The organism is Actinomadura sp. NPDC048394 (assembly GCF_040651755.1).
Lineage (GTDB): Bacteria > Actinomycetota > Actinomycetes > Streptosporangiales > Streptosporangiaceae > Spirillospora > Spirillospora montaniterrae.
Genome location: NZ_JBEZJL010000066.1, coordinates 28,355 through 53,087 on the forward strand (window position 1 = coordinate 28,355; position 24,733 = coordinate 53,087).

At 73.7% G+C, this 24,733-nt stretch carries 20 protein-coding genes; 11 read left to right on the forward strand and 9 right to left on the reverse strand.

The window, feature by feature from the left end; translation table 11 throughout:
* The first annotated feature begins 59 nt into the window (after window positions 1–59).
* Window positions 60–3,152, forward strand: a complete 3,093-nt coding sequence (locus AB0C78_RS36915) for a BTAD domain-containing putative transcriptional regulator (protein ID WP_360757367.1) — start codon at window positions 60–62, stop codon at window positions 3,150–3,152.
* On the opposite strand, the gene AB0C78_RS36920 is transcribed toward AB0C78_RS36915, so the two are convergent.
* The 5 genes from AB0C78_RS36920 to AB0C78_RS36940 form a co-directional block, all read right to left on the reverse strand.
* Window positions 3,153–4,367, reverse strand: coding sequence for a YncE family protein (locus AB0C78_RS36920; RefSeq protein ID WP_360757370.1), 1,215 nt, complete (start codon window positions 4,365–4,367; stop codon window positions 3,153–3,155).
* 90 nt (window positions 4,368–4,457) lie between these two features.
* Window positions 4,458–4,712 carry a hypothetical protein gene (locus AB0C78_RS36925; protein ID WP_360757372.1) on the reverse strand — a complete coding sequence of 85 codons (255 nt, stop codon included), beginning with the start codon at window positions 4,710–4,712 and terminating at the stop codon, window positions 4,458–4,460.
* 35 nt (window positions 4,713–4,747) lie between these two features.
* Entirely contained in the window at window positions 4,748–5,815 is a 1,068-nt protein-coding gene (locus tag AB0C78_RS36930; RefSeq protein WP_151546041.1) for an NYN domain-containing protein, read from the reverse strand.
* Window positions 5,816–5,957: 142 nt separating this feature from the next.
* Window positions 5,958–6,197, reverse strand: coding sequence for an acyl-CoA carboxylase subunit epsilon (locus tag AB0C78_RS36935; protein WP_360757375.1), 240 nt, complete (start codon window positions 6,195–6,197; stop codon window positions 5,958–5,960).
* Between the two features lie 72 nt (window positions 6,198–6,269).
* Entirely contained in the window at window positions 6,270–7,862 is a 1,593-nt protein-coding gene (locus AB0C78_RS36940) for an acyl-CoA carboxylase subunit beta (protein WP_360757377.1), read from the reverse strand.
* Window positions 7,863–7,995: 133 nt separating this feature from the next.
* Here AB0C78_RS36940 and AB0C78_RS36945 point away from each other — a divergent pair, with 133 nt between their 5' ends.
* The 3 genes from AB0C78_RS36945 to AB0C78_RS36955 are packed head-to-tail and all read left to right on the forward strand — an operon-like array spanning window position 7,996 to window position 11,414.
* Window positions 7,996–10,602, forward strand: a complete 2,607-nt coding sequence (locus AB0C78_RS36945) for a phosphoenolpyruvate carboxylase (RefSeq protein WP_360757424.1) — start codon at window positions 7,996–7,998, stop codon at window positions 10,600–10,602.
* A complete protein-coding gene (locus tag AB0C78_RS36950) occupies window positions 10,602–11,045 on the forward strand; it encodes a GNAT family N-acetyltransferase (RefSeq protein ID WP_360757380.1) in 444 nt (147 codons plus the stop codon). Before AB0C78_RS36945 ends, AB0C78_RS36950 begins: the two co-directional genes overlap by 1 nt.
* Window positions 11,046–11,081: 36 nt before the next feature.
* Window positions 11,082–11,414 carry a TraR/DksA C4-type zinc finger protein gene (locus AB0C78_RS36955; RefSeq protein ID WP_360757383.1) on the forward strand — a complete coding sequence of 111 codons (333 nt, stop codon included), beginning with the start codon at window positions 11,082–11,084 and terminating at the stop codon, window positions 11,412–11,414.
* Between the two features lie 37 nt (window positions 11,415–11,451).
* Here the strand turns inward: AB0C78_RS36955 and AB0C78_RS36960 are convergent, their stop codons facing one another.
* Window positions 11,452–12,225 (reverse strand): enoyl-CoA hydratase-related protein, encoded by a 774-nt coding sequence (locus AB0C78_RS36960; RefSeq protein WP_360757386.1) that lies wholly within the window; start codon window positions 12,223–12,225, stop codon window positions 11,452–11,454.
* A gap of 111 nt (window positions 12,226–12,336) precedes the next feature.
* On the opposite strand from AB0C78_RS36960, the gene AB0C78_RS36965 reads away from it, so the two are divergent.
* Both AB0C78_RS36965 and AB0C78_RS36970 read left to right on the forward strand, forming a co-directional pair.
* Window positions 12,337–13,206 carry a biotin--[acetyl-CoA-carboxylase] ligase gene (locus AB0C78_RS36965; RefSeq protein ID WP_360757388.1) on the forward strand — a complete coding sequence of 290 codons (870 nt, stop codon included), beginning with the start codon at window positions 12,337–12,339 and terminating at the stop codon, window positions 13,204–13,206.
* A gap of 126 nt (window positions 13,207–13,332) precedes the next feature.
* Complete coding sequence (locus AB0C78_RS36970) at window positions 13,333–14,367, forward strand: adenylate/guanylate cyclase domain-containing protein (protein ID WP_151544617.1); 1,035 nt, start codon at window positions 13,333–13,335, stop codon at window positions 14,365–14,367.
* A 6-nt stretch (window positions 14,368–14,373) separates the two neighbouring features.
* Here the strand turns inward: AB0C78_RS36970 and bfr are convergent, their stop codons facing one another.
* Window positions 14,374–14,871: a bacterioferritin gene (gene bfr, locus AB0C78_RS36975; RefSeq protein ID WP_151544618.1), complete on the reverse strand. Its 498-nt coding sequence runs from the start codon at window positions 14,869–14,871 to the stop codon at window positions 14,374–14,376.
* A gap of 100 nt (window positions 14,872–14,971) precedes the next feature.
* A complete protein-coding gene (locus AB0C78_RS36980; RefSeq protein WP_360757393.1) occupies window positions 14,972–15,298 on the reverse strand; it encodes a (2Fe-2S)-binding protein in 327 nt (108 codons plus the stop codon).
* A 190-nt stretch (window positions 15,299–15,488) separates the two neighbouring features.
* Here AB0C78_RS36980 and glgX point away from each other — a divergent pair, with 190 nt between their 5' ends.
* The 5 genes from glgX to AB0C78_RS37005 all read left to right on the forward strand — a co-directional run bounded on the left by glgX (window position 15,489) and on the right by AB0C78_RS37005 (window position 23,899).
* Entirely contained in the window at window positions 15,489–17,645 is a 2,157-nt protein-coding gene (gene glgX, locus AB0C78_RS36985; RefSeq protein ID WP_360757395.1) for a glycogen debranching protein GlgX, read from the forward strand.
* The gene (gene treY, locus AB0C78_RS36990) at window positions 17,638–19,881 is read left to right on the forward strand and encodes a malto-oligosyltrehalose synthase (protein ID WP_360757398.1); all 2,244 of its coding nucleotides are present in this window, start codon (window positions 17,638–17,640) and stop codon (window positions 19,879–19,881) included. The genes glgX and treY overlap by 8 nt, the downstream gene beginning before the upstream one ends.
* Complete coding sequence (treZ, locus tag AB0C78_RS36995; RefSeq protein WP_360757400.1) at window positions 19,878–21,671, forward strand: malto-oligosyltrehalose trehalohydrolase; 1,794 nt, start codon at window positions 19,878–19,880, stop codon at window positions 21,669–21,671. The genes treY and treZ overlap by 4 nt, the downstream gene beginning before the upstream one ends.
* Window positions 21,672–21,847: 176 nt before the next feature.
* On the forward strand, window positions 21,848–22,519 hold the full coding sequence (locus AB0C78_RS37000; protein WP_019629095.1) for a response regulator transcription factor: 672 nt from the start codon (window positions 21,848–21,850) through the stop codon (window positions 22,517–22,519).
* A gap of 102 nt (window positions 22,520–22,621) precedes the next feature.
* Window positions 22,622–23,899 (forward strand): ATP-binding protein, encoded by a 1,278-nt coding sequence (locus tag AB0C78_RS37005; RefSeq protein ID WP_360757403.1) that lies wholly within the window; start codon window positions 22,622–22,624, stop codon window positions 23,897–23,899.
* A gap of 79 nt (window positions 23,900–23,978) precedes the next feature.
* On the opposite strand, the gene AB0C78_RS37010 is transcribed toward AB0C78_RS37005, so the two are convergent.
* Complete coding sequence (locus tag AB0C78_RS37010; protein WP_360757406.1) at window positions 23,979–24,566, reverse strand: GtrA family protein; 588 nt, start codon at window positions 24,564–24,566, stop codon at window positions 23,979–23,981.
* Window positions 24,567–24,733: the final 167 nt, after the last annotated feature.

Sequence of the window (24,733 nt, forward strand, 5' to 3'; positions counted from 1 at the left end):
ATGGAGAACGGGCTTACGATCGAGACGACGTCCGGGACCCGGCGAACGGTGGGGGCGCGATGGTGACGCGGCACGAGCGGCGGGACCCGGTGCGGCTGCGGGCGCGCCGCGGCCCCGGCGACGTCCTCGCCGGCGTCGGCGCCCTCCTCGCGCTCGCCGCGCTGCTCGCCGGCGTCCCGTACGCGCTGCTGACGTTCTTCGGGTCGCCGGTCCCGTCGCACCTGCCCGCCGCGTCCGACCTGACGCACCGGATCGGGCCCGGCTCGCTCATCAGCGTCCTCGTCGTGCTGGTCTGGCTCGCCTGGATCCAGCTCGCGCTGTGCGTGGTCGTCGAGGTGTACGCGGGGGTCCGCGGGGTCGGCGTGCCCGCGCGGGTGCCGCTCGCCGGCGGCACGCAGTCGCTGGTGCACCGGCTCGTCGTCGCGGCGCTGCTGCTGTTCACCGCCACGTCCGTGATCATGCCGGCGTTCTCCGGCGGGCTGTCGCAGCGTCCCGCGCACGCCTCCGCGCAGGAGTACCGCCGCGCCCCGGACGCGCCGGACCGTCCCGCCGCCGAGGCGCCGCCCGCGCCCGCCGAGACCCGCACCGAGCCCCTCGCGGAGAGCCCGGACACCACCAAGATCTACCGCGTGCACCCGCCGGAGGGCCGCCACCACGAGAGCCTCTGGGAGATCGCCGAGAAGTGCCTCGGCGAGGGGCGCCGCTACAAGGAGATCTACGACCTCAACAAGGGCCACGTGCAGCCGGACGGGACGCGCCTCACCATCGCGAGCCTGATCCGTCCCGGCTGGATCCTGGAGATGCCGGCGGACGCCAAGCACGCGCACACCATCCCGGCCCGGGACCTGCGCGACTACTACCGGTTCGGGCACGCCGTCCCCGACCGCCCGCAGCATCCGGCGGACCCGGCGCCCTCGACGCCCGCTCCGCAGAAACCGGCGCCCCAGCCGTCGGCGCCGGCGACTCCGGCGCCGTCCCCGTCCCACACCCAGGCACCGACGCACACCCAGCCACCGACGCACACGGCGACGCCGCAGACCCCGGCGCCTTCGCAGCCGCCCGCGCACACCGCGGCGCCCTCGCCGTCCCCGTCCCACGCCCAGGCGCCATCGCACACGGCGGCGCCGTCCCACGAGGCCGAGGCCCCGTCGCATCCGCCCGCGCACGGCGGCGGCACGGGCGGGCCGTCCGGGGAGATGGGCGGCGGCGCCGGCAGCGGCGGCGCGAGCCTCCCCGGCCAGAACAGGACCGCCTACGACGAACCCGGCCCGTCGTTCGAGCTGTCCTGGCCGCAGGGCCTCGCCGCCGCGTCGCTGCTGGCCGCGGGCCTGCTCGGCGTGCTCGGCCGGCGCCGCCGCGCGCAGATCTGGAACCGCGCGTTCGGCCACATGATCGCCCGGCCGGAGGGCGCGGCCGCGGAGGCCGAGCGCGCGCTGCGGTTCGGCGCCGACGAGGGCGGCGCGCGGCTCCTGGACCTCGGCCTGCGGCACCTGTCCAAGTCGATGGCCGCCGGCGGGCGCGCCCTCCCCACCGTCTACGGGGTGCACCTCGGCCGCGTCGAGAACGGGCAGGGCAGCCTCGACCTGTGGATCGCGCCCGCCGATCGCAACCCGCCCGCGCCCTGGCAGGCCTTCGACGACGGGCAGGTGTGGCGGCTGCGCGCCGACGCGGCGGCCGGGCTGGAGGCCTCCGACCTCGCCGACGTCCTCGCCCCCTACCCGGGCCTGGTCTCCATCGGCACCAACGACAACGGCCGCATCCTCGTCGACCTCGAAGCGGCGCACGGCCTGATCGCCCTGCGCGGCCCCGACGCCGGCCGCCGCGCCGCGCTCGCCGCGATCGCGATGGAGCTCGCCACCAACCGGTGGTCCGACCACATGCGGATCACGCTCGTCGGGTTCGGCAACGAGTTCGGCGAGGGCCTCGGCCGGATCGCCCCCGACCGCGTCCGGTCCGTGCCGAACCTCGCGGACGCGCTGCCCGAGCTGGAAGGCCGCACCGAGGAGGTCCGGCAGGCGCTCGCCGCGTCCGGCGTCGACTCCGTCCTCACCGGCCGCTGCCGCGGCGTGTTCGGCGAGGCGTGGATGCCGCACTACCTGATCATGGCGGACCCGCCGACCGAGTGGGAGGCCGACCGGATCGTCGCCCTCGCCCGCACCGGCACCCGGATGGCCGCCGGCTACCTCGTCCCCGGCGACGTGCAGGGCGCCACCTGGACCTGGGACGTCGACGAGCGCGGCCGGCTGCACGCCGGCGTCCTCGGCTTCGAGGTGGACGCCCAGCTCGTCCGCGACGACCAGTACCGCGCGGTGTTCGACCTGTTCGGGACGGCCGGCCGGACCGACTCGGTGCCGCTGCCGGACGCCGCCGGCGGCCCGCAGCCGCCCGCCGCGCAGCAGTCCTCCGTCGACGTCCGGCTGCTCGGCCCCATCGAGGTCGAGGCGCCCGGGCCGATGGACGAGAGCCGCCGCGAACTGTGCACCGAGGTCCTCGTCTACCTGGCGGCGCATCCGAACGGCGTGCACCCGACCGTCCTGTCCGGCGCGATCTGGCCGCGCGGCGTCACCGCCGGGGTCCGCGACGCGTGCGTCGCCCGCGTGTCGGACTGGCTCGGCCGGGACGCACGCGGCCGCCCCAACCTGTACTACGACGAGCGCGGCCGGATCAGGCTCGGCTCGGAGGTCCGCGTCGACCTCGCCGTGTTCCGGTGGCTGGTGTGGCGGTCCGCCGCCGAACCCGCGTCCGAGATGGCGTACATGTCGTACGCGCTGGACCTGGTCCGCGGGCCGCTGCTCGCCGGCCGCCCCCGCGGCCGGTACTCGTGGCTCGCCGCGCACGACCTGGAGTACGAGGCGACCGCCCGGGTCGTCGACGTCGCGCACCGGCTCGCCGTCCTGCGGCTGGACGAGGGCGACGCGCGCGGCGCGGTCGCCGCCGCCCGCGCCGGCCTCCGCCTCGCGCCCGACGACGAGGGCCTGTGGCGGGACCTGCTCCGTGCCACCCACGCCACCGGCGACCAGGCCCAGGTCAAGATCGCGGTGGACGAGCTGCGCGGCCGCGTCGGCCGCGACCCCATGATCGACCAGCTGCAGCCCGAGACGGAGGCGCTGGTCGAGGAGCTGCTCCCGGAATGGCACCGGGTCGGCTCCTGATCAGCGGTACAGGCCGGTGCCGCCCAGCGAGTACCGGCCCGGCTGCGGATGCACGCACAGGCCCGCCGGACGGCCCCGGAGCCGCGCGTGCCGCAGCACCCGGCCCGTCCGCGTCGACACCGCGTAGACGAGCCCGCCCGGATCCGCCAGCCACAGCGCCCGCCCGTCCGACGACACGCCGCCGGGGACCGCGTCCCCGCCGCCCGGCAGCCGCCACCGCGCGGTGACCCTGCGGTCCCGGAACTCCATGGCGGCCAGGATCCCGCCGCCCGCGACGAACAGGCGCCGCGCGTCCCGGCTGATCGCGAGGGCCCGCGCGCCGGGCGCCGTCCGGACGAACCCGCTCGGCGCGAACGTCCGCGCGTCCACCGCCCACACGCCGCCCTTCGCCGCGTCCGCGACGAGGAACGTCCCGCCGTCCGGGGACAGCCGCACGTCGCCCGGCCGCGCCCCCGCCGGCAGCCGCACCGTGCCCGCGACCCGCCGCCCCGCCACGTCGACCCGCAGCAGCGTCCCCGCCGACGTGCAGGTCATCACCAGGGAGCCGCCGCCGAGCGTGAAGTCGCCGTCCGCCGCCGCGCACGGCAGCGGCACCGACGCCCTCGGCCGCATCGTCCGCGGGTCGCGGACCTCCAGCCGCCTCGGCCGTCCCGCGACGACCAGCGCCGCCCGCCCGTCCGGGGTGAAGTACAGGGCCGCCGGGTCGGCCGCGGGCACCGGCCGCCCCCGCCGCCCCGTCACCGCGCCCATCGGGACCAGCACGTCGTGCACGGGGTCGACGGCCCACAGCCGCCGCATGTCCCACGACGGCACCACCCGCGACGCGGCCGTCCCGGCGCCGAACCGGCCGGTGAGCCGCAGCGTCCGCGGGTCGACGACCTCGATGCCGCGCCCGTCCGCGACGTACAGCCGCGCCGGCATGTCCCGCGCGCCGGGCGCGATCATCCCGGGCCCGGTCGCCGCGTACACCTGCCCGCCTGCGGGCTCGACCGGCACCGGCCCCGGCGGGTCCGCCGCCCGGGGCCGCCCCGGTTCCGGCCGCACGTAGGGCGCGGCGCCGCCGAGCCCGACGACGGGCTCGTCCGGCCCGCCGTCGCCGGGCCGGTAGAACTCCACGGGCGACTCGCACCCCGAGAGCAGCGCCATGACCGCGGCGAGCGCGAACGCCCCCAGCGGCCCCCGGCGCCGGCCCGCGGCACGGCCTCTCCCCATCACGGCCGCCGACTGTACCCGCCCGCGACTCCCCGCGCCCGAATAACTACAAAACGTATCCACCTCAGGCCCGCGAAGGCCGAGCGGTACCCGTCAACCCGAGTGCGGGACGTACCGGGCGACCGTGCAGAAGGCGACCGCGATCAGCAGACCGGTGAGAACGTACCCGGCGGCGCGGAGCCCCTCTTGGCGCGCCGCACGCGTGAGCACGAAACCGCCGCCGGCGAGCCCCACCCCGGCGACCACGCCCGGGAACTCGAGATAGCAGAGCGAGGCGGCCGCCAAGGCGCCGCCCATGGCGACGGCCATCCAGCCGACCCAGACCAAGCGCCATCCGTGGGAACGCATGTGCTCCTCCTCGCGGCGCAGGACGGCGCAGGCGGTCAGTCGGATTTGCCGAAGCCGATGCCGAACTCGCGGTAGACGCGCTCCCAGAAGCCGTCGCGGAGCCAGGTGCGGGCCTCCTGGTAGGGGCGCAGCGAGCCGCCGAGCTCCTTCTCGGCCTCGATCAGCAGCTCCTTGTCGATGACGGGCGGCAGGATCGGGCCGGGGAGCAGGTCGCGGATGTTGTCGCGGCCCCGCTCGAAGATCCACTTCTGGGCGACGTGCTCGCCGATCTCCAGCATGTGGTCGCGGTCCGGGCCGAGGCGGCCGTCGGACTGGGCCGCGGACGCCGCGTTCATCGAGGCGGCCACGGTCGCCGGGGTCACCGGGGTGCCGCCCGGGACGGGCACGGCGGTGCGGACGGCCGCGGCGGGCGCCGGCTTGACCGCAGGGGGACGTCCCGCGAACACCTGCGACGGGGACGGCACCGGCGAGGTGCGGTGCGCGGCGGCGGCCGCGTCGCGGACGGCGGCGGCGGTGCCGGGCGCGGGCACCGGCAGCACCTTGGCCTTGGTGAAGTAGGGGCGCAGGAAGTCGGCGGACAGCACCTCGACCCGGTCGGACTCCCAGACCAGCCATTCGGCCTGGTTGGAGCCGTGCGTCGGCTCGACGCCCCACAGGTGCACGCGGACGCCGTAGCGCTGCGCGGCCTCCACGGCGGGCAGCATGTCCTCGTCGCCGGCGAGCAGCACCGCGTCGGTGATCGCGCGGTGCCGGGCGAGGGCCTCCAGGTCGGCGCGCAGCTGGGCGTCCACGCCCTTCTGCTGGCCCTGCGCGTTCAGGTTGCCGAGCCGCAGCTTCACCAGCGGCAGGTTCGCGATCACCCGCTGGTCGACGGTCGGCTGCTTCTTCGGCGCCGCGTCGAACCAGTAGACGCGCAGCAGCTCGCCCAGCAGCTGGTCGTCCGCGTGGCTGGTCAGCGCCTTGATCAGCTGTTCGGCGGCGACCCGGTACTCGCGCCGGGAGCCGCAGCCGAGCAGCAGGGCCCCGGAGGCCGCGTAAAGGTACCCCGCGTCGACGAAGATGGCGTATCGCGCGGGCTGTGGGACGAACTCCGAGGTGGCCATGGCCTTCCACCTTATTCGTGCGGAGACCCCCGCTGGGCGCGAACCACGGTTACGTGTCGCCCGATCCCATTCCCCGTCCGGGGATCAACACACCCCATAGGCCGTGAGACCGGGCGCGTCGCGCGGGCGCCCGCGCGCCCGGTCAGCGGGGCAGGCCGCTGGCCCGCCACGCGCCGGGGCCGCGGGGCCGCAGGGCGCCGGACGCGGTGGTGCGGACGAGCCGGGTCCGGTCTGCCCAGCGGGACGTCCGGGGCTCGCCGCCGTCGCGGGCCGCGGCGGCGGCGCGGGCACGCGCGGTCAGCACGGCGACCAGTGCGGCGACCTCCTCGGGGGACGGGTCACCCCGCACGACCTGCAGGAACGGCTTGTCTTCAGCGGTCACGGGTTCTCCTCGGCGGCCGGGTCCGGGCGCGGCGGGCGGTCCGGCCCCGGAACGGGCGTCCGTCTCGGTGCTCTAGAGCGGGATGTTGCCGTGCTTCTTCGGCGGCAGCGTCTTGCGCTTCTCGCGGAGCGCGCGCAGCGCCTTGACGACCTGCCCGCGGGTCTCCGACGGCTTGATCACCGCGTCGACGTAGCCGCGGTCGGCGGCGACGTACGGGTTGGCGAGGGTGTCCTCGTACTCGGTGATCAGCTCGGCGCGGCGGGTGTCGGGGTCGTCCGCGGCCGCCAGCTCGCGCCGGTACAGGATGTTGACCGCGCCCTGCGCGCCCATGACGGCGATCTGCGCGGTCGGCCACGCCAGGTTGATGTCCGCGCCGAGGTGCTTGGACCCCATGACGTCGTACGCGCCGCCGTACGCCTTCCGGGTGATCACGGTGACCAGCGGGACGGTCGCCTCGGCGTAGGCGTACAGCAGCTTCGCGCCGCGCCGGATGATCCCGTTCCACTCCTGGTCGGTGCCGGGCAGGAAGCCGGGGACGTCCACGAAGGTCAGCACGGGGATGTTGAACGCGTCGCAGGTCCGGACGAACCGGGCGGCCTTCTCGGAGGCGTCGATGTCGAGCGTCCCGGCGAACTGCATCGGCTGGTTCGCGACGATGCCGACCGAGTGGCCCTCGACGCGGCCGAACCCGCAGATGATGTTCGGCGCGAACAGCTCCTGGACCTCCAGGAACTCGCCGTCGTCGACCACGTGCTCGATCGCGGTGTGCATGTCGTACGGCTGGTTCGGGGAGTCCGGGATGAGGGTGTCGAGGTCCTCGTCCAGCTCGGACGGGTCGACCGGCACGTCGAACGCGGGCGCGTCGGAGAGGTTGTTGGACGGCAGGTACGACAGCAGCGACTTGACGTACTCGATCGCGTCGTCCTCGTCGGAGCCCTGGTAGTGCGCCACACCGGACTTGGAGTTGTGCGAGTGCGCCCCGCCCAGCTCCTCCATGGTCACCTCTTCGCCGGTGACCGTCTTGATGACGTCCGGGCCGGTGATGAACATGTGCGAGGTCTGGTCGGCCATGACGATGAAGTCGGTGATCGCGGGGGAGTACACCGCGCCGCCCGCGCACGGCCCGAGGACCAGCGAGATCTGCGGGATGACGCCGGAGGCGTGCACGTTCCGCTTGAAGATCTCCGCGTACAGGCCGAGCGCGACGACGCCCTCCTGGATCCGCGCGCCGCCGGAGTCGTTGATCCCGACGACCGGGCAGCCCGTCTTCAGCGCGTGGTCCATGACCTTGACGATCTTCTCGCCGAACACCTCGCCGAGGGACCCGCCGGAGACGGTGAAGTCCTGGCTGAAGACCGCGACCGGCCGGCCGTCGACCGTGCCGTACCCGGTGACGACGCCGTCGCCGTAGGGGCGGTTCTTCTCCATCCCGAAGTTGGTCGACCGGTGCCGCGCCATCTCGTCGAACTCGACGAACGAGCCGGGGTCGAGCAGTGCGTCGATCCGCTCCCGGGCCGTCATCTTGCCCTTGGCGTGCTGCTTCTCGACGGCGCGCGCCGAGCCCGCGTGCACCGCCTCGTAGCGGCGTCGTTCCAGGTCCGCGATCTTTCCCGCCGTCGTGTGGATGTCGTACTCGACCGCGGGTTCAGGGGCTTCCATCGCCATGCGGGCCAGGGTAACCGCACACTGATGCGCACATTGCGGGCGGGGCCCGCTGACCGGGATGAACGGCCCCGCAGCGGCCCTCGTTACGCTTGGGCACGTGGCTACGAAGACGCGAGACATCCTCCGGCAGGACATGCCGGAACCGCTGCGCCGCGACGTCCGCCTGCTCGGCGCGATGCTCGGCGACGGGCTGGTGGAGTACGGCGGCCGGGAGCTGCTGGACGACGTCGAGCGGCTGCGCCACGCGGTGATCGCCGCGCGGCGCGGCGAGACGTCCGCCGACGAGGTCGCGGCGATCGTCGACGGCTGGACGCTGGAGCGCGCCGAGCAGGTCGCGCGCGCGTTCACCGTGTACTTCCACCTGACGAACCTCGCCGAGGAGCACCACCGGATCCGGACGCTCCGCGAGCGCGACACGGGCGAGACCGTGCCGGGCTCGGTGGCCGCGGCGGTGGAGGAGATCCGCTCGGAGAAGAACGGCGCCGCGGGCGGCGACCGGCTCGCCGAGATGATCGACGGCCTGGAGTTCCGGCCGGTCTTCACCGCGCACCCGACCGAGGCGCGCCGCCGCGCCGTCGTGACCGCGATCCAGCGGATCAGCGACCTGCTGACCGCGCTGAACGCGGGGCAGGGCGCGAGCGAGCGGGAGGAGACCGAGCGGCGGCTCCGCGAGGAGATCGACGTGCTGTGGCGGACGGCGCTGCGCCGCGGCACCCAGATGGACCCGCTCGACGAGGTCCGTACCGCGATGGCCGCGTTCGACGAGACGATCTTCCGGGTCGTCCCGCACGTCTACCGGGCCCTCGACCGCGCGCTCGACGGGGACGGCACCGGCACCCGCCCGCCGAAGGCGCGCCCGTACCTGCGGTTCGGCAGCTGGATCGGCGGCGACCGGGACGGCAACCCGTACGTGACCGCGCAGGTCACCCGCGACGCGATCACGATCCAGGCCGACCACGTGCTGCGGGCGCTGGAGACCGCGTGCGCGCGGATCGGCCGGGAGCTGACCGTCCACGAGTCCACGACGCCCGCATCGGACGCGCTGCGCAACGCGCTCGCCGCCGCCCGCACCGCGCACCCGTCGCGGCTCGCGGAGGGCGCCAAGCGGTCGCCGGGCGAGCCGCACCGCCAGTTCCTGCTGTACGCGGCGAACCGGATCGCGGCGACCCGCGAGCGCGACGCCGACCTCGCCTACGGCGACCCGGAGGAGCTGCTCGCCGACCTGCGGACCGTCCAGGAGTCGCTGGCCGCCGCGGGGGCCGTCCGGCAGGCGTACGGGCGGGTGCAGCAGCTGATCTGGCAGGTCGAGACGTTCGGGTTCCACCTCGCCGAGCTGGAGATCCGGCAGCACTCCGAGCTGCACGAGAAGGCCCTCGCGGAGGTGCGGGCGGGCGGCGAGCGGTCGGAGATGACCGAGGAGATCCTCGAGACGCTGCGGGTCGTCGCGTGGATCCAGAAGCGCTTCGGCGTCCGCGCCTGCCACCGCTACATCGTGTCGTTCACCCGGTCCGCGCAGGACATGGCGAACGTCCACGAGCTGGCCGCGTCGCTCGGCGACGGCGCGCCCGTCCTCGACGTCATCCCGCTGTTCGAGACCGGCGAGGACCTGGAGCGCGCCCCGTCCGTGCTGGAGGGGATGCTGGAGATCCCGGCCGTCCGGCGCCGGCTGGACGACACCGGCCGCCGCATGGAGGTCATGCTCGGCTACTCCGACTCCGCCAAGCAGCTCGGCCCGGCCAGCGCCACCCTGCGGCTGTACGACACGCAGGAGGCGCTCGCCGCGTGGGCGGCCCGCAACGACATCACGCTGACGCTGTTCCACGGCCGCGGCGGGTCCCTCGGCCGCGGCGGCGGCCCCGCCAACCGGGCGATCCTCGCGCAGGCGCCCGGGTCCGTCGCGGGCCGCTTCAAGGTCACCGAGCAGGGCGAGGTGATCTTCGCCCGGTACGGCCGCACGGAGATCGCCGAGCGGCACGTCGAGCAGGTCACCAGCGCCGTCCTGCTCGCCTCGACCGACGCCGTCCAGGACCGCGCCCGCGAGGCCGCCGCCCGGTTCCGCCCGCTCGCCGACAAGATCGGCGAGGCGGCCAAGGACGCGTTCCGCTCGCTGATCGAGACCGACGGGTTCGCCGCCTGGTTCGCCCGTGTCAGCCCGCTGGAGGAGATCGCCGAGCTGCGGATCGGGTCCCGCCCGGCCCGCCGCAAGGCCGCTCGCGGCCTGGAGGACCTGCGCGCCATCCCCTGGGTGTTCGCCTGGACGCAGACCCGCGTCAACCTGCCCGGCTGGTACGGCCTCGGCAGCGGCCTCGCGGCCGTCTCCGGAGACGGCCGCGACCTCGACGAGCTCCGCGAGGCCTACGAGGCATGGCCGCTGTTCAACACGCTGCTCGACAACGCCGAGATGAGCCTCGCCAAGTCCGACCGGGCGATCGCGGAACGGTACCTCGCGCTCGGCGGGCGCCCCGAGCTGTCCGAGGCCGTCCTCGCCGAGTACGACCGCACCCGGCGGCTCGTCCTCGCGGTCACCGGCCACGAGCGGCTGCTGGAGAACCGCCGCGTGCTGTCCCGCGCCGTCGAGCTGCGGAACCCGTACGTGGACGCGCTCTCCCACCTCCAGCTCCGCGCCCTCACCGCGCTGCGCGCCGGGGACGTCACCGACGAGGAGGAGCGCGACCACCTCGAAGCGCTGCTCCTGCTGTCGGTGAACGGGGTCGCCGCCGGCCTGCAGAACACCGGCTGATGGCGGAGGTCAGGCCCGCGGCGGCCGCCGACCGCCCGCGCGTGGAGGAGATCGTCCAGGCCGCGTACGCGCCCTGGGCGGAGATCATCGGCACCCGTCCCATCCCCATGGACGACGACTACGCCGCGCTGATCGGGGCCGGGCACGTGTTCGTGACCGGCCCCGGCCCGGACGGCCTGATCGTCCTCATCCCGGAGGACGGCGTCCTGCTCGTCGACAACGTGGCCGTGGACCCGGCGCTGCACGGCACGGGCGTCGGCAAGCGCCTGCTGGCGTTCGCCGAGGCCCGCGCCCGCGGCCTCGGCCTGCCCCGCCTCCGGCTGATCACCAACGAGCGGATGACGAGCAACATCGCCCGCTACGAGCGCCTCGGCTACCGGGAGACCGGCCGCGAGGTCCTCAAGGGCCGCAACGTCGTCCACATGGCCAAACCGCTGGCCTGAGGAATCGGGCCGCGCGCGGGGAACGTTGAACCCGGCGTGACCACAGCGGAGGAACGCCTCATCGCGGACCGCGCGGGCACGCTGGAGCTCCTGGCGTCGCTGCGCCGCGACTGGGACGGCGTCGTCGAGGCGTCGGCGCAGAGCAACGCCGACGACGAGCACGACCCGGAGGGCGCCACCATCGCCTTCGAACGCGCCCGGATCGAGGCGTCCCTGACCCGCGCCCAGACCCGGCTGGCGGAGATCGAGGACGCGCTCCGCCGCCTCGCCGCCGGTGCCTACGGGACCTGCGAACGCTGCGGCGGCCCGATCGCGGAAGCGCGCCTGGAGGCCCGCCCCACGGCCCGCACCTGCGTCACCTGCCCCTGACCGGAGCGCGGCGGGCCAGCTCGGCCGGTCGGGCTAGCTAGCTCGGCCAGTTGGGCTTGCGCTTGTCGTTGAACGCGGCGATGCCCTCGCGGCGGTCGGCGGAGAACGCGACCGTCCGCCACGCGTTGTCCTCCAGGTCCAGGCCCGCCTCCAGGGAGACGCCGGCGCCGAGCCGCAGGGCGCGCTTGGCGGCCCGGACCGCGGTCGGGGAGTTCTGCGCGATCACCTGGGCGATGCCGAGGGCCTCCTCGCGGGCCGTCCCGGCGGGCACCTTCCGGTCGGCGAGGCCGTATTCGAGGGCCTCCTCGATGCCGAGGCGGCGGCCCGTGAACACCAGGTCGGCGGCCTTGCCGGGGCCGAGCTTCCGCAGCGCCAGCTGCGTCCCGCCGCCGCCCGGGACGAGGCCGACGCCCACCTCCGGCAGCCCGAACACCGCCGACTCGTCCGCCACGACCAGGTCGGCGGACAGCGCGAACTCGCAGCCGCCGCCCAGCGCGTACCCGTGCACCGCCGCGACCACCGGCTGCGGCAGGTTCAGGACGCCGCCGAACGCGGCGCGGAACACCGGCCGCTGCGCGAGGATCTCCTCGTCGCTCATCGCGTTGCGTTCCTTCAGGTCCGCGCCCACGCAGAACGCCTTCTCGCCCGCCGCGCTCAGCACCACGGCGCGGGCGGACGCGTCCGCCGCGACCTCCGCGCACACCGCGGCCAGCCGCCGCGCCATCGCGGTCGACAGGGCGTTGAGGGCCTCGGGCCGGTCCAGCACGATCTCCGCGACGTGGCCGTCGCGCCGCAGCGTCACACCATCCATGCCGAGAACCCTATTCTCACCCGTCCCGCCGCGCCCGCCCGCCCCACCCTCCTGGGACGGGTCCGGGTGGTGGGCGGGGGAGAGCGGTGGCCGGTGAGGTTGGATGGAAGCGTGAGCGATTCCGCGTATGGGGACCTTGACCGTCCGCCGCTGCACGAGGCGGCCCTGCAGCGCGCCCTCGTCCAGGAGGGCGGGCTGTGGCGGGAGGTGAGCGTCGTGCCGGAGACGGGGTCGACCAACGCCGACCTCGCCGCCCGCGCCCGCGAAGGGGCGCCGGAGGGGACCGTGCTGGTGACCGAGCTGCAGACGGCGGGACGCGGCCGGCTCGGCCGGCCGTGGACGGCGCCGCCGCGCTCCGGGCTGATGTTCTCGATGCTGCTGCGGCCGGCCGTGCCGGTGCCGCTGCTCGGCTGGCTGCCGCTGCTGACCGGCGTCGCGGTCGCCACCGCGATCCGCCGGATGACCGCGTTCGCCGAGTCCGGGGAGCGGTTCTTCGGCGGCGCCGACGGCGACGTCACCGTGGACGCCCGGCTGAAATGGCCCAACGACCTGCTGGTCGGGGACCGCAAGCTCGCCGGGATCCTCGCCGAGAAGGTCGACGACGCGCTGATCGTGGGCGTCGGCCTCAACGTGGGGCTGCGCACGGAGGAGCTGCCCGTGCCGACCGCGACGTCCCTGGCGATCGAGGGCGCGCCGCTCACCGACCGGGCGCCGCTGCTGCGCGCCATCCTGCGCGAGATGCGGACCTGGTACGGCGAGTGGACGATGCTCGGCGGCGACCCGGAGACCAGCGGGCTCCGCACCGCCTACAAGGACCTGTGCGCGACGCTCGGCCGCCGCGTCCGGGTGGAGCTGCCGGCGGACGAGACGCTGGAGGGCACCGCGCGGGACGTCGACGGGTCGGGGCGCCTCGTCGTCGAGGGCCCGCGCGGCGACGTCGCCGTGAACGCGGGCGACGTGATCCACGTCCGCGGTCGGTGAAGGGTGCACGACACGTGAACACCGCAGGTGGGTGCGCTGCGTCACGTCGGATCTGCAACGATATGGGATGGTACCGATCCACGACGCCGGCGGCGGGGTTCCGCCCGCCGGCGGACTGAGGGGCGGATGATGGCGCGCGGACTGCCGGATCCCAGGGAGATCGAGGAGCTGCTCCTCGGCGGCGAGCTCCGCTACACGCGCGTCGACGCGGTCCGGCTGTCGGGGGTGTCGCGGGAGTTCACCGGGCGGCTGTGGCGGGCGTTCGGGTACCCGTCGATGGCGGACGACGCGGTCGCCTACACCGAGGGCGACGTGGCGGCGCTGTGCCGGATCCGGCGGCTCATGGAAGAGGGCGTGCTGGACGAGGATGGCGTGATCCGGCTCATCCGGGCGTTCGGGCAGACGATGACGCGGCTGGCGGAGTGGCAGGTCAGCCTGATGAAGGAGATGGTCTCCCCGGATCCGAACGAGGCCCCGTCCGCCGAGGCGGTCGGCACGATCATGGAGATCGCCGACAAGCACATCGGGGAGTTCGAGCCGCTGGTGGTGCACGCGTGGCGGCGGCAGCTCGCCGCGGCCGGGACGCGGGCGATCGCGGCGGCGGCGACCCGGGAGGACGGGGAGCCGGCGGGCCGCCCGCTGACCACCGTCGGGTTCGCGGACATGGTGTCGTTCACGCAGGTCAGCCGGGAGCTGGAGGAGATCGAGCTGGCCCGGGTGGTGGAGTGGTTCGAGGAGACCGCCGCCGACATCATCGCCGCGTCCGGCGGCCGGCTGGTGAAGACGCTGGGCGACGAGGTGCTGTTCAGCACGGAGTCGCCGACGGTCGGCGCGGAGATCGCGCTGACGATCGCGGCGGCGATCCAGGACGAGACGGAGGTGCCGGACGTGCGGGTCGGGGTGGCGCACGGGCCGGTGCTGCCGCTGATGGGCGACGTGTTCGGCACGACGGTGAACCTGGCGGCGCGGCTGACGGCGCTGGCCCGGCCGGGGTCGGTGGTGATCGACAGCGAGCTGGCGGCGCGGCTGGAGAAGGAGCCGGCGTACCGGATCACCCGGATCGTCCGGCGGCCCGTCCAGGGGCTCGGGATCGTGCAGCCGTTCGTGCTGCGGCGCGCGGCGCGGCCCGAGGACGGCCCGCCGGGCGACGGCGGCCGGTAGGGCGCCTCACACCGGCTTGCTGATCTCCTCGCCGGGCGCGTCGGTGAGGCGCTGCAGGTAGTTCTGCTCGCCGAGGGCCTGGACGAGGCTGAGCTCGGTCTCCAGGTAGTCGATGTGGTATTCCTCGTCGGCGAGGATCTCCTCGAAGATCCGCGCGGAGGTGACGTCGCCGCGCGAGCGCATCAGTTCGATGCCGGGACGCAGCCGGGCGACGGCCTCCATCTCGATCTCCAGGTCCGCCTTGAGCTGCTCGACGATGGTCTGGCCGATCCGCAGGGTGCCGAGCTTCTGGTAGTTCGGCAGGCCCTCGAGGAACAGGATCCGGTCGGTGAGCCGCTCGGCGTGCCGCATCTCGTCGATCGACTCGTCGCGGGTGTGCTTCGCGATCCGGGTGAAGCCCCAGTTCTCCTGCATCTTGGAGTGCAGGAAGTACTGGTTGATCGCCGTCAGTTCCGCGGTGAGCTGGTCGTTCAGCAGCGCGATGATGTCCTTGTCGCCTTCCATGGGCCTCATGCTCGCACAGGGGGCGGCGGTGATTCGCGCAGCGGCGCGCGCCCGGCGCGAGACGGCGGGCCCGTGGGGCGGTGGTTCAGGCGGCGGTGGTTCAGGCGGCGGTGGGCGGCGCCGCTCCCGTCTCGGTTCCGGTGACGGGCGCCGGCGGGACGATCGGGTCCGCGGCGGCGGGAGCGGCGGGGGCGGCCGGGCCGCCGGGGACGGCGGCGAGGGGCGCCGGGCCCCCGGTGAGGGCGTCGGCGAGCTCGCTGGCGGTCCGGTACTCGCTGACCATGGCGTGCAGCCGCTTGGTGCAGGAGCCGCAGCCGGGCTTGAAGCCGCAGGCCGCCTTGACCTCCTTGGCCGTGCCGCACCTGCCGCCCGACAGGCAGCCGTGAACGTCGTCCTCCGTGATCGCGTTGCAGATGCAGACGTACATCCGGTGGGGGACCTTCCATGCGACTACCCGGTACCAACGCGCCTGACCTGTGCCTTTAGGGCACCCTTATGAAGGTTAGGCTCCCCTAAGGTAACCCATGGGTGTCCGTTCTGGCCAGTGGCCTCCCAATCGGTGTGATTCAACCCTCACGGGGAAGGGCTTCCGTCGGTACGACGGGAGGGCGGGAACAGTGGCACAGGTGTGGCCGGGCGATGCATACCCCCTCGGAGCCCGGTTCGACGGCGCGGGCACGAACTTCGCCGTCTTCTCCGAGGCGGCCGAACGAGTCGAGCTCTGCCTGTTCGACGGGCCGGCGGGCGACGGCGAGGAGACGAGGCTGGCACTACCGGAGGTCGACGCGTTCGTATGGCACGGGTACCTGCCGGGGGTGATGCCGGGCCGCCGCTACGGGTTCCGGGTGTACGGCCCGTACGACCCGTCGCGCGGCCACCGGTGCAACCCGGCGAAGCTGCTGCTCGACCCGTACGCGCAGGCGATCGAGGGGCGGATCGACTGGGACGAGTCGTGCTTCGGCTACCGGTTCGGCGACCCGTGGTCGCGCAACGACCTGGACTCGGCCGGGCACACGATGCGCTCGGTGGTCGTCAGCCCGTACTTCGACTGGGGCGACGACCGGCCGCCGCGGATCCCGTACCACGAGACGGTGATCTACGAGGCGCACGTCAAGGGCCTCACCGCCCGGCATCCGGACATCCCGCCGGCGCTGCGCGGCACCTACGCGGCGCTCGCCCACCCGGTGATCATCGATCATCTGAGGTCGATCGGCGTCACGGCGGTGGAGCTGATGCCGGTGCACCAGTTCGTCCACGACGACGCGCTGATCCGGCGGGGCCTGCGCAACTACTGGGGCTACAACACCATCGGCTTCTTCGCGCCGCACGGCGAGTACTCCTCGTCGGGGGAGCGCGGGGAGCAGGTGCTGGAGTTCAAGGCGATGGTGAAGGCGCTGCACGAGGCGGGCATCGAGGTGATCCTCGACGTGGTGTACAACCACACCGCCGAGGGCAACCACCTCGGGCCGACGCTGTCGTTCCGGGGCATCGACAACGCGCAGTACTACCGGCTGGCCGACGGCGACCAGCGCTACTACATGGACACCACGGGCACCGGGAACAGCCTGCTGATGCGCAGCCCGCACGTCCTGCAGCTGATCATGGACTCGCTGCGGTTCTGGGTGACGGAGATGCACGTCGACGGGTTCCGGTTCGACCTGGCCGCGACGCTGGCCCGCGAGCTGCACGAGGTGGACCGGCTGTCGGCGTTCTTCGACCTCGTCCAGCAGGACCCGGTGGTGTCGCAGGTCAAGCTGATCGCCGAGCCGTGGGACGTGGGGGAGGGCGGCTACCAGGTCGGGAACTTCCCCCCGCTGTGGACGGAGTGGAACGGCAAGTACCGCGACACGGTGCGCGACTACTGGCGCGGGCAGCCGGGCGCGCTGCCGGACTTCGCGTCCCGGCTGACCGGGTCGTCGGACCTGTACGCCGACGACGGCCGCCGCCCGATCGCCTCGATCAACTTCGCGACCTGCCATGACGGGTTCACGCTGCACGACCTGGTGTCGTACGACGGCAAGCACAACGACGCCAACGGCGAGGGGAACCGGGACGGCAGCGACGACAACCGGTCGTGGAACTGCGGCCACGAGGGCCCGGTCGACGACCTCGACGTCATCACGCTGCGGGAGCGGCAGAAGCGCAACTTCCTGACCACGCTGTTCCTGTCGCAGGGCGTCCCGATGCTGCTGCACGGCGACGAGCTGGGCCGCACCCAGCAGGGCAACAACAACGCCTACTGCCAGGACACCGAGATCTCCTGGGTCGACTGGACGGGCCTCCACGAGGACACGTTCTTCGACGAGCGGGGGCCGCTGCTCGACTTCGTCCGGCGGCTGTCGAAGCTGCGGACGGAGCATCCGGTGTTCCGGCGCCGCCGCTTCTTCGTCGGGGACCGGCCGTCGACGGCGCGCGGCGCCGAGCCCGACGCGCTGCCCGACCTGGTGTGGTTCACCCCCGGCGGCGAGGAGATGGCCGGGAAGGACTGGTCCGCCGGGTTCAACAAGTCGCTGAACGTGTTCCTGAACGGGGAGGCGATCGGCGAGCCGGACCGGCGGGGCCGGCAGGTGCGCGACGACTCGTTCCTGCTGCTGTTCAGCGCGCACGACGGGGAGCTGGCGTTCGCGCTGCCGCCCGCCGCGTACGGGCAGATGTGGATCAAGGTGCTGGACACCGCGGACCCGCTGCTCGCCGAGGAGGAGTCGCCGGTCGTGAAGGCCGGGGAGTCCGTGAAGGTCGCCGCCCGCTCCGTGCAGGTGCTACGCCGTGTCTGACACGCCCCCTCCCCCCGAGCACGACGACCCCCCGTCCGGCACCTACAGGCTCCAGCTCCGCGGCACGCCCGACGACCATTTCGGGTTCGCCGAGGCGGCCGCGCTGGCGCCGTACCTGTCGGCCCTCGGCGTGTCGCATGTGTACCTGTCGCCGATCCTGCAGGCCGCGCCGGGGTCCACGCACGGCTACGACGTGGTCGACCATTCGAAGCTGTCGGACGAGCTGGGCGGCGGCGAGGCGTTCGGCGCGATGGCGGAGCGGTTCCGCGCGCACGGGCTGCGGGTGCTGGCCGACCTCGTCCCCAACCACATGGCCGTCCCGGTCCCGCCGGATCTGAACCTGCCGCTCAACGCCGTCCTGGCGCAGGGACGGTCGTCGCCGTACGCGAAATGGTTCGACGTGGACTGGGACGCGGGCGACGGGCGGATCGTGCTGCCCGGGCAGGGCGAGCCGAACTACCGCCGGTTCTTCGACATCTCCGGCCTGATCGGCCTGCGGCAGGAGGACCCGGAGGTCTTCGAGCGCACGCACGCGCTGCTGCTCGGCCTGGTCGGGCAGGGGCTGGTGGACGGCCTGCGCGTCGACCATCCGGACGGCCTGGCCGACCCGCGCGCCTACCTGCGCCGCCTCGCGGACGCCGCGCCGGGCCGGTGGCTGCTCGTCGAGAAGATCACCGAGGGGGCGGAGCGGCTGCCCGCGGACTGGCCGTGCGCGGGCACGACCGGCTACGACTCGCTCGGGATGATCGGCGGCCTGTTCGTCGACCCGGCCGGCGAGAAGCCGCTCACGGACCTCTACACGGCGCTGGCGGGCGGCCCCGCATCGTTCGAGGAGGTCGAGCACGACGCGCGCCTGTACGCCGCGACGCACGGCATGAAGCCGGAGATGGACCGGCTGAAGCGCGTCCTGGGCCGCGTTGTGGGCAAACGGGACGCGGGCCTAGAGCAGGCATTGCAGGCGCTGCTCGTGGCGATGCCCGTCTACCGCGCCTACGTCGTGTCGGGTGAGGACGCGCCGCCGCAGGCTGTGGACGTCCTCAACGAGGCCGCGCAGAGAGCGCGCGGGCACCTGCCCGAGAATCTGCACCCGGCCCTGGACACGGTTGTGGACATGGCACTCGGACGAGGTGAGAACCCCGATCCCGAGTTCATCGTGCGGTTCCAGCAGACGGCCGCGCCGCTGGCGGCGAAAGGCGTAGAGGACACCGCCTTCTACCGCTGGAACCGTATGGCCGCCCTCAACGAGGTGGGCGGCGACCCAGGACGCTTCTCCGTCAGCCCCGTCGACTTCCACACGCACTGCATCCGGCTCGCGCGGGACTGGCCGTCCACGATGACGACGCTGTCCACGCACGACACCAAACGCCAGGAGGACGTGCGCGCGCGCCTGGCCGTCCTGTCCGAACTGCCGGAGGAGTGGGCCGGCGCGGTGCACCGGTGGCGCTCCTGGTGGGGACCGGCCGAATCGCCGATGGAACCCGACCTGGAGTACCTGCTCTGGCAGACGCTCGCCGGCGCATGGCCGATCACTCCCGACCGCCTGCAGGAGTTCCTCGTCAAGGCGATGCGCGAGGCCAAGACCCGGACGTCGTGGGCGGAGCCGGACACCGCCTACGAGAACGCGGCCCTCGGGTACGCGCGGCGCGTCCTGGAGGACCCCGACCTCGTCACCGACCTGACCGCGTTCGTGGCGCGGCTCGACCCGTACGCGCGGGTGAACGGGCTCGGGCAGAAGCTCGTCCAGCTGGCGATGCCGGGCGTCCCCGACATCTACCAGGGCTGCGAGCTGACCGGCCTGGCCCTCGTCGACCCCGACAACCGGCGGCCGGTGGACTACGGGCGCCGCCGCGAGCGGCTGCACCGGCTCGACACCGGCCGCCCGCCCAAGGACGTCGACGACGAGAAGCTCCTGGTCACCGCGCGGACGCTGCGGCTGCGCCGGACCCACCCGCAATGGTTCGGGCCGTCGGCGGCGCACGAGCCGGTCGCGGCGGCGGGTCCCGCCGCCGACCACGTCGTCGCGTTCCGGCGGGGCGGCGCGGTCGCGCTCGCCACCCGGCTGCCCGCCGGGCTGGAGCGCCGCGGCGGCTGGGCCGGCACGGAGGTGGACGTCGGCCGGCAGGGCTGGCGGGACGTCCTCACCGGCGCCACCCACTGGGGCCCGCGCCTCGACGCCGCCGAGGTGTTCGCGCATCTGCCCGTCGCGCTGATCGTCCCCCGGGAGATCGACAGGTGAACGAGCGGTTCGAGGTCTGGGCCCCCGAGGCCCGGCGCGTCGATGTGGTCGTCGCCGGGGAACGCCGCCCGATGGCGCGGGCGGAAGGGCGTTCCGGCTGGTGGACGGCCGACGTGCCGGGCGCCGGGCACGGGACCGACTACGGGTTCGCGCTGGACGGCGCCGCCGCCCCCCTGCCCGACCCGCGCTCGCCGTGGCAGCCGTCCGGCGTCCACGGCCTCAGCCGCGTCTACGAGCACGATCGGTTCGCATGGACGGACGCGCAATGGCGCGGACGCCCCCTCGCCGGCAGCGTCCTGTACGAGATGCACGTCGGCACGTTCACGCCGGAAGGGACGTTCGACGCCGCGATCGAACGTCTCGACCATCTCGTCGCGCTCGGAATCGACGCCGTCGAACTCCTGCCCGTCGCGTCCTTTCCGGGCCATCACGGATGGGGATACGACGGCGCTCTCCTATGGGCGCCCCACGAACCCTATGGCGGCCCCGACGCGCTGAAGCGTTTCGTGGACGCCGCCCACGCGCGCGGTCTCGCGGTCATTCTGGACGTCGTCTACAACCATCTCGGGCCCGACGGAAACCATCTCGGCGACTACGGTCCCTATTTCACCAGCGCCCACAGCACGCCTTGGGGCGACGCGGTCAACTACGACCAGGAAGGCTCGGACGAGGTCCGTGCCTTCGCCAAAGACAACGCGTTGATGTGGCTGCGCGACTATCACTTCGACGGGCTGCGCCTGGACGCCGTCCACGCCATCACCGACCACAGCGCCGTCCACATACTGGAAGAGATGGCGCAGGCCGTGTCGGCCCTGTCGGCGCACTTGGGACGGCATCTGTTCCTCATAGCGGAATCCGACCTGAACGATCCGCGCCTCGTCACGTCGAGGGAGGCCGGCGGGTACGGTCTCGACGCGCAGTGGAGCGACGACTTCCACCACTGCCTGCACGCCGCGCTGACCGGTGAACGGCAGGGCTATTACTGCGACTTCGGTTCCATGGAAACCCTCAAGAAAGCATTGACGAGGGTGTTCGTCCACGACGGGACGATGTCGACGTACCGGGGGCACAGGCACGGCCGTCCCGTCGACGTGGAAAAGCTGCCCGCCCACCGGTTCCTCGGTTTCTTGCAGAACCACGACCAGGTCGGGAACAGGGGGGCAGGGGACCGTATAGGCGCCGTTCTGGCCGGGGCCGGACTCTCCCCTGGACTGCTCAAGGTCGGCGCGGCGCTGCTCATCCTGGCGCCGTTCACGCCCATGCTCTTCATGGGCGAGGAATGGGGCGCGGCCACGCCCTGGTGCTACTTCACCGACCACCAGGACCCCGACCTGGCGCGGGCCGTGAGCGAGGGGCGGCGCAGGGAGTTCTCCCGGCACGGCTGGACGGGCGAGGTTCCCGATCCACAGGCTGTGGATACTTTCCAGCGGTCCGTCCTCGACTGGGACGAGCCCGCCGCGGAACCGCACGCGGGCCTGCTGGACTGGCACCGGTCCCTGATCGCGCTGCGCCGCGCCCGGCCGGAGCTGAACGACCCGCGTCTGACCGCCGCGTCCGTCGAGACCGGCGACGGCGACGCCGCGACCGGCCGCTGGCTGACCATGCGGCGCGGCGGCGTGCTCGTGGCGGCGAACCTCGGCGGCGGGACCGTCCGGCTGCCGGTCGCCGGGGGCGGGGACCGCCTGCTGCTCGCGTCAGATCCGGCAATCCACATGGAAACCGGCGTCAACGGCGATTCCAAAACCCCGTTCGTGACCCTCCCCGGCGCGTCGGCCGCCGTCATCGGATGACCGTTCGCGGCAGCGCGCCGACCGCCCGGCGGGCGAGGGCCCGATGCGCGATGTCCGCCTAGCTCCCGGTACCGCCCGGAAGATGGGTGTTCGAGGATGTACTACGAGTGGCAAACCGCAGGTCAAGAGCGCGGCGGCACCCGGGAAACGTTCAAGAATGGTCATACGATCGGTTCATGACCTCAGTACTGCTCGCCGAGGACGACACGTCCATCTCCGAGCCTCTCGCCCGCGCGCTGCGTCGCGAGGGGTACACCGTCGAAGTCAGCCCGGACGGTCCGCAGGCGCTCGAGCGGGCGCTCGGGGGCGGCGTGGACCTCATTGTTCTCGACCTGGGCCTGCCCGAGCTGGACGGCCTGGAGGTGGCCCGCCGGGTCCGTGCCGAGGGGCATGGAGTGCCCATCCTGATCCTGACCGCCCGGGCCGACGAGGTCGACACCGTCGTCGGTCTCGACGCGGGCGCCGACGACTACGTCACCAAGCCGTTCCGCCTGGCCGAGCTGCTGGCCCGGGTCCGCGCGCTGCTGCGCCGCGGCAGCACCGAGACCCCGATCGTCCAGGGGGTGCGGATCGACGCCGAGTCGCGCCGCGCCTGGATGGGCGACCAGGAACTGCAGCTCACCACCAAGGAGTTCGACCTGCTGCGCGTCCTGGTCCGGGACGCGGGCAAGGTCGTGACCCGCGAACAGATCATGCGCGAGGTGTGGGACACCAACTGGTGGGGTTCCACGAAGACCCTCGACATGCACATCTCCTGGCTGCGCCGCAAGCTCGGCGACGACGCCGGCAGCCCCCGCTACATCACCACGGTGCGGGGCGTCGGCTTCCGGTTCGAGCGCGGCGACTGACAGGCCCTCAACCGGCCGCCATGGCCGCGCGGTCAGCCCCCGGGCCTTCCCGAGAGGCCCGGGGCGCCCCGCCCGGGCGTGGCCCCACCATAAGGAGCCCAGATGAGGCGCCGACTCCTCCTGTCGACGCTCGCGGTGGCGGTGGTCGCGATCCTGTTGCTCGGCATACCCCTCGCCTACGCCGCCCACAAGCTCATCTACGAGGAGGCCGGGCAGTCCCTCGACCGGGAGGCGTCCGCCATCGCCGGCGGCGTCGCCTACACCCTCGAATCGCGCCAGCCCGTCACCGGCGCCGCGATCGCGCGGGAGTACCCGGGCCGGCACATCGCGGTGACCCTGCCGGGCGGCGCCGCCGTCGAGGCGGGTCCCCGCCCCCGGCCGGGCGCGCGGCAGCTCACCGCCACCGCGTCCGGGCAGGGCGTGCGGGTCCGGCTGTCGCGCCCCGCCTCCCAGCTGAAGGACCAGGAACTGCGGCTGCTGCTGTTCATCGGCAGCCTCGCGCTGCTCGGCGTCGCCGTCACCGTCGGCCTCGCGATGGTCCAGGCCCGCAAGCTGACCCTGCCGCTGCGCGACCTCGCCGAGACCGCCGACCGGCTCGGCACCGGCAACGCCCGGCCCCGCCGCCGCCGCTACGGCATCCCGGAGGTCGACCGGGTCGCCGAGGTACTGGACCGCAGCGCCGTCCGCATCGCCGACCTGCTCGCGGCGAGCCGCGAGTTCGCCTCCGACGCCTCCCACCAGCTGCGCACCCCGCTGACCGCGCTGTCGATGCGGCTGGAGGAGATGATCGAGGCGGCCGACTACCCCGACGTCGTCCGGGAGGAGGGCGCCGCGGCCGTCGCGCAGACCGAGCGGCTCGTCGCCGTCGTCGAGCAGCTGCTCGCCCGCGCCCGGCACGACCGCACCGGCGGCGCCGTCGCGTCCCCGATCGACGACATCATCCGCCAGCAGGTGGAGGAGTGGCGGCCGATCTTCCGGCGGGACGGCCGGGACGTGCGGATCGTCGGCGAGCAGGGACTGGTCGGCATGACCAACCCGGAGGGGCTGTCGCAGATCGTCGCGACGCTGCTGGACAACTCGCTGATGCACGGCGCCGGGACCGTCACCATCCACACCAAGCCGGGCGCCAGCTCGGTGGTGGTGGAGGTCGGCGACGAGGGCGCCGGGATCCCGCCGGAGCTGGAGCCGCGGATCTTCGAGCGGAGCGTCAGCGGCGGCCGCGGCACCGGCCTCGGCCTCTACCTGGCCCGCTCGCTGGCCGTGGTGGACGGCGGGCGGCTGGAGCTCATCCAGTCGCGTCCGGCGGTGTTCGGGGTGTTCCTGCGCGAGGCGGCGGAGGCCCGGCTGGCCGGTGAACGCGTCGTCCTGGGGCCCGCCTAGAGGGGCCGCGCCGGGGCCTGCCGGACGGACCGCGCCGGGGCGGCCCGGGAGCGTGCGAGGTCAGGAGGAGCGTGCGAGGTCAGGAGAACTGGGCGTAGTCGCCGGCGGCGTCCTGGTCGAGCGGGTGCCCGAGCCGCCCGGACGGGGCGGCCCCGCCGTTCATGGCGCGCGGGCTGGTCGCGGCGTGCACGCCGGGGCCCTCCGGCAGGCCGGACGCCGGGTCGACCGGCGGGGCGCTCGCGGGCAGGAACACCCACTTCTTGTACGACCAGAACCGGAACAGCGTGGCGACGCCGGTGCCGATCACCAGCGAGATGTTGTACGGGATCGGGCCCGTCAGCCCCAGCACGTAGTGCGTGAACCCGATGAACATCTCGGTGATCACCAGCCCGACGCCGTTCAGCGCGAAGAACAGCACGTACTCGCGGCCGAGCCCGGTCCGGTCGCGGTGCCGGAACGTCCAGTACCGGTTGGCGAGGTAGGCGAACGTCGTCGCGACGATCGTGGCGACGCCGTTGGAGGTCAGCGGGCCCATGCCGAGGCCGCTGTTCATCCCGTTGCCGATGCCGACCGTGATCACGAAGGCGATCGCGCCCACGCTGCCGAACTGGGCGAGCTCGCGCAGCAGGTGCGCGAAACGCCGGTTGAGAGTGGCGATCAGGTTCACGAAGGGAACCGTCCTTCCGGACCTCGGCTGGTGGAACCGCGGCCGTTGGCGCGGCTGCTGCTGCGGGGGCACAACGAGAATAGACGCCCCCGGCCCCCGCGACGTCGGAACATGAACGTACTGCGTTCTCCTCGCGTTCCCTGCCCTGGGCCCGGAGGCCCACACCC